Source organism: Lutimonas sp. (assembly GCF_051011215.1).
GTDB lineage: Bacteria > Bacteroidota > Bacteroidia > Flavobacteriales > Flavobacteriaceae > Lutimonas.
In genome coordinates, this window is the sequence record NZ_JBPCUJ010000068.1 from 1 (window position 1) to 15828 (window position 15828).

Below are 15828 nucleotides of genomic sequence, written 5' to 3' on the forward strand. Positions count from 1 at the left end.
AAAACAAAAAAACCTCAGTGAGACTGAAGTTTTTCATTAGCTAACTATATAAATCTTAGCGATTTACTGTTAACAACACAACTATTGTTTCTTAAAAAAGTTGCGGTCTGGACGGGACTCGAACCCGCGACCCCCTGCGTGACAGGCAGGTATTCTAACCAACTGAACTACCAAACCGTTGCTTATTAGCGTCGCTTATTGCTAAGCAGGTGCAAATATAAATCTGTTTTTTGATTTGTCAAAAGGAAATCGTTTTTTTTTAAATAAATTTACTCCTTCTTACCATATACGTCGTCAATATTTGGTCAAATCCTTCATGTATATCAACAGGAACATACTCTATTTTATACTGCATACACTTGTATTTGAGGCGCTTAAAGTATTCCTCTACTTTTAAACGATAGGCTTGCTTCATATTTCCCGCAAAAAGATTTATTTGCTCTCCCGTTTCTACATCCACGTATTTTCTGGGCAAATCGTCGAAATCAAAATTCAATTCCAGCTTTCCATCATACGTATGGAACAAAACCACCTCGTGTTTGTTGTATTTTAAGTGACGTAAAGCTGCAAACAATTCATCCTCATTCTTATCCGATTGAAACATGTCTGTAAACAAGAAAATCAAGGAGCGTCGGTGTATTTTCTCCGCGATCTGATGCAATACCTTATACGTATCTGTATTGCTTTCAGAACCCGTTAAAACGACTCTTTCAAGTTGGTTGAGCAACATTCTTCGGTGTTTCTCATTTCCCTTGGCCGGCGCAAAATACTCACTTTCCTGGGCATATATACTGAGTCCGAAGGCATCTCGCTGCCTTTTTAGAATCTCCATGAGAGCTGCTGTAGCCAGCACGGAAAAGCCTATTTTATTGAAGGAATCTACGCGAAGGTCATTGACTTCAGGAAAATGCATGGAAGCTGAATTATCGATGATGATATGGCTTCTTAAATTGGTCTCTTCTTCATAGCGCTTTACAAAGAGCTTCTCTGATTTTGCAAAGAGTTTCCAATCGATGTGTCGGGTACTTTCTCCTTTGTTGTACAATCGATGTTCTGCAAATTCAACAGAGAAACCATGAAACGGACTTTTATGCATACCCGTGATAAACCCTTCCACTACCTGTTTAGCAAGTAGCTCAATGTTCGGAACCGCATTCAATTGACTTAAATCAACATCCTTCATACATCAAAAGTAGTGAAAACAAAAAAGGTTTGACCCGTACGATCAAACCTTTTATATTCTATTAAAAAGTCTTTTTTACAAAAGAGCATTCAATTTTTCAGTATATACATTCTTTGGAGCAACACCCACTTGTTTGTCAGCTACTTCACCTCCTTTAAAAAGTAATACCGTTGGGATATTTCTAACACCATACTTGGCAGCAAACTCCTGATGCGCATCAACATCAACCTTCACAATCTTCGCTTTGCTATCAAAATCTTTGTCTAATTCCTCAACGATGGGAGCTAACATTCTACATGGTCCACACCAAGCTGCCCAAAAATCAACCAATACTGGCTTATCTGAATTTAATACAACTTCCTCAAAATTAGCATCTGTTACTTCTATTGCCATAATTTTATTGTTTATTTATTTTGTTTCTTGATTTACTTGGCAAAAATAAGAAATTATTTGCCTCCAATAATCATTTGAAAATCTATTTTTCTTATAACACTATTTAAAATAATGATCTTCTTATCAAATATGACGTACTAAGATCAAAATGCTGACAGATCTAAAAACAAAAAGCACCCGTTCGGGTGCTTTTTTTCAATCAGTTAAAGTCGTCTTATTCTTTGATCTCTTTATTATCACTTTCCAGCACTTCCCCTTTTTCATTGAGCTCTACAATTTCGTAGCCCAGTTCGTTTAAGGCATCTATATTACTGTCCTTGTCTCCAACTACCACAATATTCATAGTATCGATCTGTAGGGCCTGATCAGCCAAGGTATTGATTTTATCCTTGGAAATTTCTTTGATAATTTTTGTCTGCTCTTCCACATATTCCTTATCCAGATCATAGTGCACTATTCGGCTTAAAAAACTTGCCTTCTGTCCTGGCGTCTCATAACTTCGTGCATCACGCTGGCCTATTGAATTACGCATAAAGGCTAATTCCTCGTCCGAAATTCCATCATTTTTATAATTGGTGAGTTCTTTCATAAATTCAGAAACGGCACCTGCTGTTGCTTCCGCTTTAACACCTGCTTGTGCAGTAAACGGACCTGGATCATCATCTGAATTAAAATAAGAGAAAGCCCCGTAGGTCCATCCCTTGTCTTCTCGTAAATTCAGATTGATTCTACTGTTAAATGCACCTCCCAAGGCATAGTTCATCAAATAAGACTTAAAATAGTCTCCAGTAGCATCGTATGACATATTGGTCACATATCCGATTCTGATCTCTGACTGTGGTGCCTCTTTTTTATCGATCAGGTATATTTTTGTCTTATCCTGTTCTTTCACTTTAGGCATCTCAGGGATCTGAGCCGACTTCGTCTCCCACTTTTCCAGGAACTGAAGACCATCCATCACTTCTTTTTGAGAAATATCTCCTACCACCACAACTTCCGATAGTTCAGGAGCATAATACTTCGCATAAAAGCTCTTTACGTCCTCCAAGGAAATACGATTCACAGATTCTTCTATTCCCTGACTTGGCACAGAATATATATGATCATCGCCATAGAGCAACCTTCTGTAAACATTCGAGGCTGTTGCTGCCGCATCTTTTTGCTGAGAAATTAATCCTTCCAGTTGTTGTTTTTTAACCCTTTCATAATCCACTTCAGTAAATTTAGGTCTGTACAAAACCTCTTCTAAAATCTCCATGGTTCTGCCCACATTCTTTTTCAAAGAATTGATACTGATCACGGTTTTTGAGTCATTGGCACTTACGCTAAGACTACTTCCTATTTTACGCAGTTCCTCCTGAATATCTGCCGCACTGTAATTCTCGGTCGACTCATTCATCATAGAAGCAGTTAACACTGCTAATCCGGATTTTTCCGGCGTATACATGTCCATTCTATGTCCGCCATTAATACTCAAACGAAGTGCGACGACAGGAACTTCGTTAGAAGCTGTTCCAATGATCTTCACACCATTGTCCATATTCTCTGACCAAAATTCAGGAACAGGAACCAATGGTGAAGCTCCCGGAACCGGTCTCTTACTTCTATCAAACGTGTCTCCTTCAGGGCGTTTGTAGGTTAAGCCGCTATAATCTGTGGTTGGAAATGGATTTTTTCCTTCGGTCTGAGGCGTAAAGTTATTTGCTGCCACAGCTGCGGTTCCATCGTCTGGTAGTACGCTTAACACCACTGATGGTTTTCCTTTGATATATTTATTGTAGACTCTAAGGACATCCTCTTTGGTCACATCCTGGTATCTTTTTAAATCGCCAATGATGGCATTCGGATTATCCAAAAAGGTCTGGTAACTCGCTAACTGAGTTACTTTACCACTTACACTGGCCAGTCCGTTGATAAAGCCGGATTCCATGGTCACTTTAAACTTCTCAACATCCTCGTCACTTACACCGGCCTCTTCAAATTCTTCAAGGACCTGTACAATTTCTTTTTCAAAATCTGCCAGATTTGCTCCGGGATAAGGAAGTACGATAATTGAAAATTCTCCTGCCAGTTCACTACATGGATGCTGACTCACAGCCTGCACCGCTTTTTTACTTTCTACAAATTTCTGAAACAAAAAGGAACTCTGTCCATTCCCCAAAATATCTGCCAAACAGTCTAAAGGAGCCTCATCCGGATGATGTCTTCCCACTGTAGGAAAGGTTAAGAACACACCAGGAAATCGTACATTTTTATCTACATAGGATACGTATCTGTTATTGTCCAAAACAACCGGATCAAGCTTCATAGGCTGTACATCTGGTCCTGCTGGAATCACGCCATAATACTTCTCCACCATTTTCACTACTTCCTTAGGATTTACGTCACCACCCACGGTTAAGGTTGCGTTATTGGGTCCGTACCAGCGCAGGAAGAATTTTTTCAGATCGTCAAGTTCTACCCTGTCCAGATCTTCTAATTTTCCAATGGTTAACCAGGAGTAGGGATGCCCGTATGGGTATAAACTGGCAGCATTGATTTCGCTGCGCTGTCCATAAGGTCTGTTGTCATAATTCTGTCCCTTCTCATTCTTTACAGTGGCACGCTGAACTTCAAATTTTTCCTGTGTTACCGCATCCAGGAAAAATCCCATTCGGTCCGCTTCCATCCACAACATCAACTCTAATTGATTGCTGGGGGCCGTTTCGAAATAATTGGTTCTGTCTCGATTGGTCGTTCCATTGAGGGTCCCTCCGGCATTGGAAATCAGTTTAAAATGTTCTTCATCTGCAATGTTTTCAGATCCCTGGAACATCATATGCTCAAAGAAATGAGCAAATCCGGATTTTTGTAATTCTTCTCTGGCCGAACCTACATGGTATGTGACATCAACATGCACCAAGGGGTCCGAATGATCTTCATGGATCACAAGGGTGAGGCCGTTACTTAGAATGTACTTTTCATAAGGAATAACAAGTTCATCAGCAGTTCTACTGACTTTCTCAACAAGTTTGGTCTGTGACCAGCCCATGGCTGTGGTCAAAAACAATAAGGTAATAAATAGTCTTTTTAATTTCATTATTTTGAATTTTGGGGATCGCCCGTGAAGATAGTATTTTCATGGAAAATTCTAAAGCATTCAAATAACAAAATTTTACACCTAAAAAACCGTTGAGGCAATCTTTTTAATATTATCAGATTTACCCATGGAATAGTAATGAAGTACAGGGACTCCGGCTGCCACCAGTTCTTTTGACTGCTGAATGGCCCATTCAACCCCTACCTGCCTGATTTCAACATTGTTCTTACATTTTTCTACAGCGCTTACCAAGGCATCTGGCAAGTCAAGACTAAATACCTGAGGTAAAACACTCAAGTGTCTTTGCACGGCAATGGGTTTGATTCCCGGAATGATTGGAACATTGATTCCAATTTCTTTCGCCGCTTCCACAAAGGCAAAATACTTTTGATTGTCAAAAAACATTTGCGTAACCACATACTCGGCACCTGCATCCACTTTTTGTTTTAAACGTCTTAAATCTGCCTGCATGCTGGGGGATTCCATATGCTTTTCAGGATAGCCTGCCACACCAATACAAAAGTCTGCCTTGTAGGTACTCTCTATAATATCATGTAAATAAATACCTTTATTCAGTTCACTGATCTGTTTTACCAGATCTGATGCATAATGATTCCCCTCATTCTTGGGAATAAAATACGACTCATCTTTCATGGCATCTCCTCTAAGAGCCATTACATTGTCAATTCCTAAATAATGACAATCCACCAGTACATATTCTGTTTCTTCCTTGGTAAAACCTCCGCATAGTACATGAGGTACTGTATCTACCTTGAATTTGTGCATCAAAGAAGCGCAGATCCCTACCGTTCCCGGTCTCATTCTGGTCACCTTTCTTTCTAAAAGACCACCGTCTTTTTTAATATAAACATGCTCTTCACGAGAAGTAGTCACATCAATAAAGGGAGGTTTAAACTCCATTAAAGGCGCCACATTATCATAGAGTTTCTGGATATTCTGTCCTTTTTGTGGTGGTACTATTTCAAAGGAAAACAAGGTTTTTCCCTTGGCATTTTTAATATGTTCTGTAACTTTCATGAGTTCTTTTTATGGCACTTTTCACAGCAAGGCCGGTAGTTAATTTTCTTTATTAGACTGATAAATTCGGTTGCAACCATTTCATGGCCATCTCTTTTGAAATTCCTTTACGATTTGCATAATCATCAACCTGGTCTAGCGTCACTTTACCCAAACCAAAATACTTTGACTCAGGGTTGGCAAAATAATATCCGGAAACTGCTGCTCCCGGCCACATCGCCTTACTTTCGGTTAATTTTACGCCAATTATTTTTTCAACATCCAAAAGATCCCAAATCGTATCTTTCTCTAAATGATCGGGACAAGCCGGATAGCCCGGTGCCGGTCTGATGCCTTTATAGGCCTCCTTGATCAGCTCCTCATTCTTTAAGTTTTCATTCGTTGCATATCCCCAGTGTTTTGTTCTTACCTGCTGGTGTAAATACTCTGCAAATGCCTCGGCAAATCTATCGGCTATTGCCTGTACCATAATGGCATTGTAATCATCGTGCTCTTCTTTGAATTTTTGTGCCAATTCATCGGCTCCAAATATTGCCACACAGAAAGCGCCCATATAATCTTGTTGCTCCGATTCCGGGGCAATAAAATCTGACAAGGCATAATTCGGCACTCCTTCTTTTTTATGCAACTGCTGTCTAAGAGTTCTGAATCTGGCGATCTCCTTTTTGTTCTTTGATATTTTTATATCATCCTCATCTACCGTATTTGCCTCAAACAGACCAAAAATTCCTTTGGCTTTAAACAACTGTTTAGCGATGATTTTCTCGATCATTTTTTGAGCATCTTCATACAATTGTGTAGCCTGCTCTCCTACCAATTCATCCTCCAATATTTTTGGAAACTTTCCATGAAGATCCCATGAAATAAAGAAGGGCTGCCAATCTATAAAAGGAAGCAATTGCTTTAAACTGATTTGCTGAAGAGCCTGAACACCCATTTCTGCGGGCTTTTTGATCTCAGACTTTTTCCAATCAACCTTATATTTATTGGCCCTGGCATCTTCTATGGATACATAACGCTTGGTTTTTCCTCTCTTTAGAAATTTTTCCCTGAACGACTCGTAGTCCTTTTTCAAATTAACCACATACTCATTGGCTGTTTTTTTATTCAGCAAATCGCCGACTACCGTTACAGCTCTTGAGGCATCATTTACATGCACTACCGCATTTTTGTATTCTGTATCTATCTTTACAACTGTATGCGCCTTAGAAGTGGTAGCTCCACCAATCAACAAGGGAATATTCAGATTCTGTCTCTCCATTTCTTTGGCCAGATAGACCATTTCATCGAGTGAAGGTGTGATTAAACCTGACAAACCAATGGCATCGACGTTTTCTTTGATCGCGGTATCGATAATTTTCTCCGGAGGTACCATCACCCCTAAATCTACGATCTCATAATTGTTACATCCTAACACAACACTCACAATATTCTTTCCGATATCATGTACATCTCCTTTTACCGTAGCCATCAAAACCTTCCCTAATGACCTCTGGGTCTCCCCTTTTTCTTCTTCTATAAATGGGTTTAGATACGCCACTGCTTTTTTCATCACCCTTGCGGATTTAACCACCTGTGGTAAAAACATCTTTCCGGATCCAAACAGGTCTCCTACCACATTCATTCCATTCATCAAATGACCTTCGATGACCTCAATGGGTTTATCAACAGCCAATCTTGCTTCTTCTACATCCTCTACGATAAAAGCATCTATCCCCTTTACCAAGGCATGGGTAATTCTTTCCTGAACCGGCTCATTTCTCCATTCCTGATTGGCAACCTCAACCTTCTTGCTCCCTTTCACTGTCTGAGCAAAATCGAGCAATCTTTCTGTGGCATCCTCCCTTCTGTTTAAGATTACATCTTCAACATGTTCTAATAAATCTTTAGGAATTTCATCATAAACTTCCAGCATGGCCGGGTTTACGATTCCGATATTCATCCCTGCCTTAATAGCATAGTACAAAAACACAGAATGCATCGCCTCTCTTACCACGTTGTTCCCTCTAAAAGAAAAGGAAACATTACTAACCCCTCCACTGACATTCACATTTGGTAGATTTTCTCTAACCCATCTTGTCGCTTCTATAAAGTCAATGGCATTGAGTCGATGTTCTTCCATCCCGGTTGCCACAGGAAAAATATTTAAATCGAAAATAATATCTTCACTGGCGAAGCCTACTTTATTGACCAAAACATCATAGGATCGTTTGGCAATTTCTATTCGCCTGTCATAATTATCTGCCTGTCCTACCTCGTCAAAAGCCATCACAATGACGGCTGCTCCATATCTTTTAATTCGGGTTGCTTCCCAGATGAATTTTTCTTCTCCTTCTTTCAGAGAAATGGAATTGACCACACACTTTCCTTGTGCCACCTGCAAACCTGCCTCTATGATCTCCCATTTAGAACTGTCGATCATAATCGGAACACGGCAAATATCCGGTTCAGCAGCGATCAAATTCATAAACCTGACCATGGCTTCCTTTCCGTCAATAAGTCCATCATCCATATTGATATCAATGATCTGCGCCCCTCCGTCTACCTGATGCCGTGCAACATCCAGCGCCTCATCAAATTGCTCTTCTTTGATTAATCGTAAAAATTTTTTCGATCCCGCAACATTCGTTCGCTCACCTACATTGATGAAATTACTGTTCTCATTGAGCACTAAAGGCTCGAGTCCAGACAGGTGTAAATATCTTTTATCTTCTGTTTTCATTCTCTATTGATAATGTTCTACAACCGGAAAAGGTTCATAAAAATGATGCAATAACTGCTTCCATTCCTGATAGGACGCTGAACCTCTAAATCCGATTTCATGATCCTCAACACTTTCCCAATTCACCAGGAGCAAATACTTGTTGTTTTGCTCAAGGCACTTTTTTAATTCATGTGAAATATAACCTCGTTGTGAGGCTATAATTCTTTCTGCGATGGCAAAATTCATTTCGAAATCTTCCGAAAGCCCATCTTTTACTTCTAATATGGCCACTTCTAATACCATAATTATGATACCATAGAGTGCTTTCTTGGCTGATATCTGGCAGCCACATCTGCAATTGCTTTTATATGTTCTGGGGTTGTTCCACAACAACCTCCAATGATGTTGACCAAATTCCGTTTCATATAATCCTCAATCTGATCGGCCATTTGTTCAGGCGTTTCATCGTATTCACCAAAGGCATTCGGCAAACCTGCATTGGGGTGCGCCGAAATGGCAAAATCCGTTTTCGGTGATATCGCTTCCAGATGCGGTTGTAATAAGTTGGCTCCCAAGGCGCAGTTAAACCCGATTGTAAACAATGGTATATGAGCCACAGAAATCAAAAAAGCTTCTGCGGTTTGTCCCGACAAGGTTCTTCCGCTGGCATCCGTAATGGTACCGCTCAACATGATCGGAACATCTATCTCTCTTTCGACTTTGATCTCTTCAATAGCAAATAAGGCTGCTTTGGCATTGAGCGTGTCAAATACTGTTTCTACCAAAAGAAGGTCTGCTCCTCCGTCTAACAAAGCCTCTGCTTGTTGCTTGTAAGCAAGTCTCAACTCATCAAAAGTAATGGCCCTGAAACCCGGATCATTCACATCAGGTGACATGCTGGCCGTTTTATTGGTAGGTCCCATAGAACCAGCCACAAATCTTGGTTTATGCGGCTCTTTTTTGGTAAATTCTTCTGCCACTTCTTTGGCCAGTCTTGCTGATTCATAGTTAAGTTCATATACCAGATCTTCCATGGCATAATCTGCCATGGCAATAGTGGTTCCTGAAAAGGTATTGGTTTCTACAATATCTGCACCCACCTCAAAATATTTGCGGTGAATTTCTTTGATGGCTTCGGGTTGTGTTAACGACAAGAGGTCATTATTCCCTTTTAAAAGGATCTCATAATCCTTAAACCGCTCGCCTCTATAGTCTTCTTCCTCGAACTTATAGGCTTGTATCATCGTACCCATGGCACCATCCAAAACCATGATGCGCTCTTTTAATATTTTATCTAATGTTTCTTTCATATTCCTCGTTTTCCCCATTTAATCATGTTCCAGGTTCTTTCGTGAAAAAAATACAGGAACATTTTTGTGAAGATCTCTATACCCCCAATCGATACGGCTGTTTTTATCTCTCCGGTCAGGAAATATGATATCACAATCGTGTCTAAGGTCCCTAGAGTTCTCCAGGTAATTGCTTTTACTACGCTTCTTCTTTTTGTTTCTCCTCTTTTATAATATTGATCATTTTTAGAATGAAATAGTACCATAATCTTAACTGTTTAGGGCTTGTGACAAGTCCTCCACAATATCTGAAATATTTTCCAATCCAACGGATACCCGAATCAATCCATCTGTTATTCCTACAACACTTCGCTCCTCAACAGACAACTTGCTATGCGTTGAAGATGCTGGGTGCGTGACTATTGTTCTGGTATCTCCCAAATTGGCTGACAGCGAACACATCTTAATTTTATTCAAAAAACTTCTACCTCCTTCAAGGCCTCCCTTTACTTCAAAAGCCACAATATTTCCTCCTTTTTTCATTTGCTTTACAGCGATGTCATATTGAGGATGTGATTTTAAAAAGGGATATCTGACACTGTTTACCTGTGCATGTTTTTCTAAATATTCCGCAACTTCCAAGGCATTTTCACAATGCCTGTCTACCCGGACACTTAAAGTTTCCAGACTCTTAGAAAGAATCCATGAATTAAACGGCGATAAGGACGGACCCGTATTTCTTGCAAAGAGATATATTTCACGTATTAGTTCAGCCTTTCCTACTGTCACCCCGCCCAGAACACGTCCCTGACCATCGATCAATTTAGTGGCTGAATGTACTACCAAATCAGCACCAAAACGGATGGGCTGCTGCAGATAAGGCGTGGCAAAACAGTTGTCAATTACCAACAAGACACCGTGCTTTTTGCAGACCTTCCCTAAAAATTCCAAATCAATCACTTCCAGTCCCGGATTCGTGGGTGTCTCAGCATATAAGATCTTGGTGTTAGGCTGAATCAAGGATTCAATATCTTGCGATTCATTGATATTGAAATAGGTGGTATCGATTCCCCATTTCGGAAAAAACTTAGTGAAAAGGGCATGTGTTGAACCAAATACCGAACGAGCCGATAAAATATGGTCACCACTGCTCAATAGCGCTCCAAAGGTCGAAAAGATGGCTGCCATTCCTGAAGCAAAGGCATAACCGCTTTCTGCTCCTTCCATCGCCACTATTTTATCAACGAATTCTGTATTATTCGGGTTTGAAAAACGACTGTAAATGTTCTTCTCCTTTTCTTCTGCAAAGGAAGCCCTCATATCCTCAGCATCATCAAACACAAAACTTGAGGTAACATACATCGCACTGGTATGTTCGCTAAATCCTGAACGAGGCATTTGATTTCTAATGGCCTCTGTTTCAAATTCTCTTTTCTTCGTCATAATTTTATTATCAGCAATCAGTCAGATCATCTAACTGTTGTTTAAACTGCTTTTTCTGTTAATCTTAATATATCTCCAAATACCCCTCTGGCAGTAACTTTAGCTCCTGCTCCGGCACCTTGAATAACCAACGGGCGCTCCCCATAGGATTCTGTATAAATTTCAAAGATTGAATCTGAGCCCTGCACCTGTCCCAAGGAACTATTTTTGGAAACGGAAACGAGTTTTACCTCCAATTCTCCTTTGCTTTTGCTTAGATCTCCGGAAAGAACACCTACGTATCTTAACACATGGTCTTCCTCCTGTGCATCTTTGGTTTTTTGATAATCATCATTTAGTTCTGACAGCCTGCCTAAAAAATCTTTGGCCTCCCCTTCCCTTAAATTTTCAGGAATTAAATTTTGAATTTCCACATCCGAGAATTCATTTTCCAGATCTAATTCTCGTGCCAGGATCAATAACTTTCTGGCCACGTCATTTCCACTGAGGTCTTCTCTTGGATCTGGTTCCGTAAAGCCCTTGTCCACTGCCTCCTGTAAAATCACGCTGAAGTCTTTTTCCTGTTCCGAGAAATTATTAAATAAATAACTCAGAGATCCTGAGAACACCCCATTGATTCTGGTGATGTTTTCTCCGGAGTGATGCAATAATTTAATTGTATCGACAAGTGGAAGTCCGGCTCCTACATTGGTTTCATAGAGGTAATTCTTTTCATTCCTCTTGAGCGCAGCGCGGAGATCCTTATAAAAAGAGAAATCTACTGTGTTCCCGATTTTATTTGATGAGACCAGATCAAATCCGTTCTCAACCAATGGAATGTAATTTTTTATAAAGTCTACGCTGGCTGTATTATCTACGGCAATCAGGTTTTCTAAATGGTTATTTTTAGCAAAGCCGATAACGTCATTAATGGTAAAACCAGCAGTATCTTCTGCCAGCAATTTTGAATTCCATTCCCCGTCTATACCATCTTTATTAAGAAGTAATTGCCTTGAATTACTCAAAGCAAAAATATTAAGGTTGATGTTTCTTCTTTTTAAAATATCTGCCTTACTGTGTAGTATTTGCTCGATTAAAGTTCCACCCACCAGGCCAACACCAAAAATCGCTATGTTGATATTTGCAGATACTCCAAAGATCTGACCGTGAATCACATTTACAGCCTTGTTTAAGTCTTTTTCTTCCAGCACCAGACAGATATTATCTCCTGTGATGGTATTATTGATCAATACAGGATTGATCTTATTAATTGAAAGTGCATTATACGATCTGTGAAAATTGGATAGATTCTGACCAATAATCGAAACAATGGAAAGCTTGTCTTTTACATAAATCCTGTTGACATCTTTCATTTTAATGTCATAGGCAAATTCATGTTCCAAAATTTCCTTGGCCAGTTGAGCATCATTTGATCCCACGACAAAGCCAATGCCTCTTTCAGAGGATCCCTGAGATATAATACTTACGTTGATACCTCCTTTGCTCAAGGCCGTAAAGATTCTTGCATCTACTCCGATTTTTCCGAGCAATCCCCGCCCTTCTAAATTAATAAGCGATACATTGTTTTGAACCGTTACCGACCGTATGCCCTTTTTGGTGGCATGCGATTTAATAAGCGTTCCTTTATTTTCTGTGTCAAATGTATTAAGCAGACGCAGAGGAATATTCTTCTCGACCAAAGGAATAATGGTCTTGGCATGCAGAATATTGGCTCCAAAACTGGCAAGTTCATTGGCTTCCTGAAAAGTCAGCTCTTCGATCATATGAGCGTTGGGAACCAGATCAGGGTTGGCCGTATAAATTCCATTCACATGGGTATAGCTCTCGAGTTCTGCTGCATCCAAATAATTGGCAAACAAGGAAGCAGAATAGTTACTGCCGTTGCGGCCTAAAGTAGTCGTTTCTCCTTTGCTGTTTGAGGCTATAAAACCTGTGACCAATTGTAATTCATGTCCGTTTTTCGCAAAATGCTTTTTTACATTTTCCTTAGAAACATCTTCCATCACCAGGGCTTCTCCAAAATTACTGTCTGTGATAATCAATTCTCTTGAATCGACTGGTTTCGAAGGAATTCCTTTTCCATTTAGAATGGCGCTGACTAATTTTACGGACAGCACTTCTCCTTGTGCCAAAACACGGTCTTTTATTTTTGTACTGTAATCTCCCAAAAGTGCCACGCCTTCAAAGATCTGATCTAACAGTTCAAACTCATGGGTAAAATCGAGTTGGGCCGAAGGAACAAGCTGGTATTTTTTAAATGCTTCAAAATCTTCCTTGTAATCCTCTCCTGACTTTGCTTTTTCTAATATTCCCTCCAGGAGATCGGTAGAGGATCCTCTCGCTGAGAGCACCACTACAAAGTTTTCTTCATCCTTGGCTTTATCAGCAATAATATCAACAACTCTTTGCAAACCATCTCCGTTTGCCAGCGACCTTCCTCCGAACTTAAGAACCTTGATACCTTTCTTTTTTAAACTCCTGGTCTTTGGTTGACTAAAAACAGGGCTCAAGATCTTTTCAAGTTGTTCAAATTCAATTAAAAATGCATCGTGTCCATGAATGGATTTGATTTCTTCATAGTTGTTTTCCACACCAGCTTCTTTAAGCAACTTCTGCGTTTCTTTGTTTTCTTTTGGTACAAAGAAAAAATCTGAATCCACACCAACCTGAAACACCCTTGATTTGATCTGGCTGGCAACCTCATTAAAAGTTCCTCGATTTCTGGTAATATCCACAGAACTCAACAGGTGATTCATCATTTTATAGGTGGGTAACGAAAAACGATTCTCTAATTTTTCCCCATGATGTAATAACCAGCTCTCTGTATTAAAATTCCCCTGCTCTTCATTTCTTGTTCTGTTGAATTTTTCTTTAAAAGAATCAGCCGTTCGATAAAACAACATCGCCATCATTCGGGCATCATGCACGGGCTTGCTGGAATTCGATAAAATTTGCTGCTGGGTTTTATTATGAGCCAAAATCCAGTCGGATGCTTTCCAGTCTGAGGCAACCGGTATTAGATTATCTATTAAATCCGGAAACAGAACAGACATCTCCCAGGCAATACTGCCTCCTAAGGATCCCCCGATAGCTGCGTACAGCTTATCGATTCCTATTTTTTCAAGACCAAATCCAAATAAACGCGCAATATCTCGTGCATTAAAGTCTTCATAATTGTCTATTCGATTTGCCTCTATTTCATCAAAACCATTCCCTGGAATATTAAAAGCAATGACGGTATACTTATTTGTATCAATCAACTTTCCTAAGCCGATCAGTTCATTCCACCAACCTTCATCTCCTGCCACATTCGAATTCCCTGTCAAGGCATGATTCACTAACACAACGGGTGCCTTACCAAGCTCTACACCAAACAACTGGTATGACAAGGCAAAATCAGCATAGAAATACCCCGATTCCGTGGTAAAATTGCTTAGTTCTATATAATGTAAATGATTCAACTTCTTCACTATAAAATATGTTTTGAAACCAGATCGATGGTTTCAGATTAATTAAGTTTTCTAAGAAATTGTGATAAAAAAAGGAAAAAGTAAATGTTCAAATGCTTGTGAGTTATCTTTCCTAATCGGTAGAATTTAGCACCTTCTTTTAATCGACTTTATCAATATAAAAGGGTTGCTAAGGCTTCACAGGGTCTTTCCCTCCGCCTTTCTTTATAACAATATCTATTTTAATGAACTTTTTGCAAAGAAACATAATTATTCAATGCAATACAATAAAACCTTTACAAAAATTGCCGGCCTATGTGATAGACCGACAACCTTTCATTTTACAAACTTTTAAATGCGTTGTCCAGATCCGACTTTAAATCCTCAATGTTTTCAATACCCACCGATAGCCTGATCAAATCTTGTCCTACCCCTGCATCCGATTGTTGTTCAGCCGTTAATTGCTGATGCGTAGTACTCGCAGGATGTATGATCAAAGATTTAGTGTCACCAATATTGGCAAGTAAAGAGAAGACTTCTGTAGCATCGGTAAATTTCTTTGCGGCTTCAAAGCCTCCTTTAATTCCGAAAGTTACAATACCGCTCTGCCCATTTGGCAAATATTTATCTGCTAAGGACTTATAGGGACTGCTTTTTAAGCCAGGGTAGTTTACCCAGGCCACTTCATCTCTTTCTTCCAGCCATTGAGCCAGTGCCAATGCATTTTCACTGTGCTGTTTAATTCTGACGTTTAAGGTTTCCAATCCTTGTATGATCTGAAATGCATTGAAAGGGCTTAAGGCTCCTCCAAAATCTCTCAATCCTTCTAGAATTAATTTAAACGTATAGGATGCATTTCCAAGTGCTTCGTGGTATACCAAACCATGATATCCTGCGGAAGGCTCTGTGAATTCAGGAAAATGACCGTTTGACCAGTCAAAATTTCCTGCATCGACAATCACTCCTCCCAACGAATTTCCCTGACCTCCTATATACTTGGTCAAAGAATGAATAACGATATCTGCACCGTGTTTTATCGGATTTAACAGTGCAGGCGTAGCGACGGTGTTATCTACAATAAACGGAACTTTTGCCTTCTTGGCCTGCGCTGATATTGCTTCTAAATCCAATACATCCAATTTTGGATTTCCTAAGGATTCTACGAAAAACGCTCTGGTATTCTCCTGAACAGCTGATTCAAAATTAGAGGCATCTGAGGCGTCTACAAAAGTGGTTGTTATTCCCAATCT

The 15828-nt window shown here is 39.8% G+C and carries 11 protein-coding genes, 1 tRNA gene and 1 riboswitch; all 12 genes read right to left on the reverse strand.

What is annotated here, in order from left to right; all coding sequences use genetic code 11:
- Positions 1-103 precede the first annotated feature (103 nt).
- Positions 104-177, reverse strand: a tRNA-Asp gene (locus ACR2MV_RS06760).
- Positions 178-259: 82 nt separating this feature from the next.
- Positions 260-1183, reverse strand: coding sequence for a DUF58 domain-containing protein (locus ACR2MV_RS06765; RefSeq protein WP_434021145.1), 924 nt, complete (start codon positions 1181-1183; stop codon positions 260-262).
- A 75-nt stretch (positions 1184-1258) separates the two neighbouring features.
- Positions 1259-1576, reverse strand: a complete 318-nt coding sequence (gene trxA, locus ACR2MV_RS06770; protein ID WP_434021146.1) for a thioredoxin — start codon at positions 1574-1576, stop codon at positions 1259-1261.
- Positions 1577-1790: 214 nt separating this feature from the next.
- A complete protein-coding gene (locus ACR2MV_RS06775; RefSeq protein ID WP_434021147.1) occupies positions 1791-4655 on the reverse strand; it encodes a M16 family metallopeptidase in 2865 nt (954 codons plus the stop codon).
- A gap of 81 nt (positions 4656-4736) precedes the next feature.
- Complete coding sequence (gene metF / locus ACR2MV_RS06780; protein WP_434021148.1) at positions 4737-5693, reverse strand: methylenetetrahydrofolate reductase [NAD(P)H]; 957 nt, start codon at positions 5691-5693, stop codon at positions 4737-4739.
- Positions 5694-5745: 52 nt separating this feature from the next.
- Positions 5746-8415 (reverse strand): methionine synthase, encoded by a 2670-nt coding sequence (gene metH, locus ACR2MV_RS06785; RefSeq protein WP_434021149.1) that lies wholly within the window; start codon positions 8413-8415, stop codon positions 5746-5748.
- Between the two features lie 3 nt (positions 8416-8418).
- Positions 8419-8700, reverse strand: a complete 282-nt coding sequence (locus tag ACR2MV_RS06790) for an antibiotic biosynthesis monooxygenase family protein (RefSeq protein ID WP_434021150.1) — start codon at positions 8698-8700, stop codon at positions 8419-8421.
- Positions 8701-8702: 2 nt separating this feature from the next.
- Positions 8703-9707 carry a homocysteine S-methyltransferase family protein gene (locus ACR2MV_RS06795; protein WP_434021151.1) on the reverse strand — a complete coding sequence of 335 codons (1005 nt, stop codon included), beginning with the start codon at positions 9705-9707 and terminating at the stop codon, positions 8703-8705.
- On the reverse strand, positions 9704-9952 hold the full coding sequence (locus ACR2MV_RS06800) for a DUF2061 domain-containing protein (protein ID WP_434021152.1): 249 nt from the start codon (positions 9950-9952) through the stop codon (positions 9704-9706). The genes ACR2MV_RS06795 and ACR2MV_RS06800 overlap by 4 nt, the downstream gene beginning before the upstream one ends.
- Positions 9953-9956: 4 nt before the next feature.
- Entirely contained in the window at positions 9957-11129 is a 1173-nt protein-coding gene (locus ACR2MV_RS06805; RefSeq protein ID WP_434021153.1) for a trans-sulfuration enzyme family protein, read from the reverse strand.
- A gap of 41 nt (positions 11130-11170) precedes the next feature.
- The gene (gene thrA, locus ACR2MV_RS06810) at positions 11171-14599 is read right to left on the reverse strand and encodes a bifunctional aspartate kinase/homoserine dehydrogenase I (protein WP_434021154.1); all 3429 of its coding nucleotides are present in this window, start codon (positions 14597-14599) and stop codon (positions 11171-11173) included.
- Between the two features lie 100 nt (positions 14600-14699).
- A riboswitch (SAM riboswitch) is annotated at positions 14700-14812 on the reverse strand.
- A 107-nt stretch (positions 14813-14919) separates the two neighbouring features.
- Positions 14920-15828, reverse strand: a 909-nt coding sequence (locus tag ACR2MV_RS06815; RefSeq protein WP_434021155.1) for an O-acetylhomoserine aminocarboxypropyltransferase/cysteine synthase family protein, incomplete at its 5' end; no start/stop codon positions are given.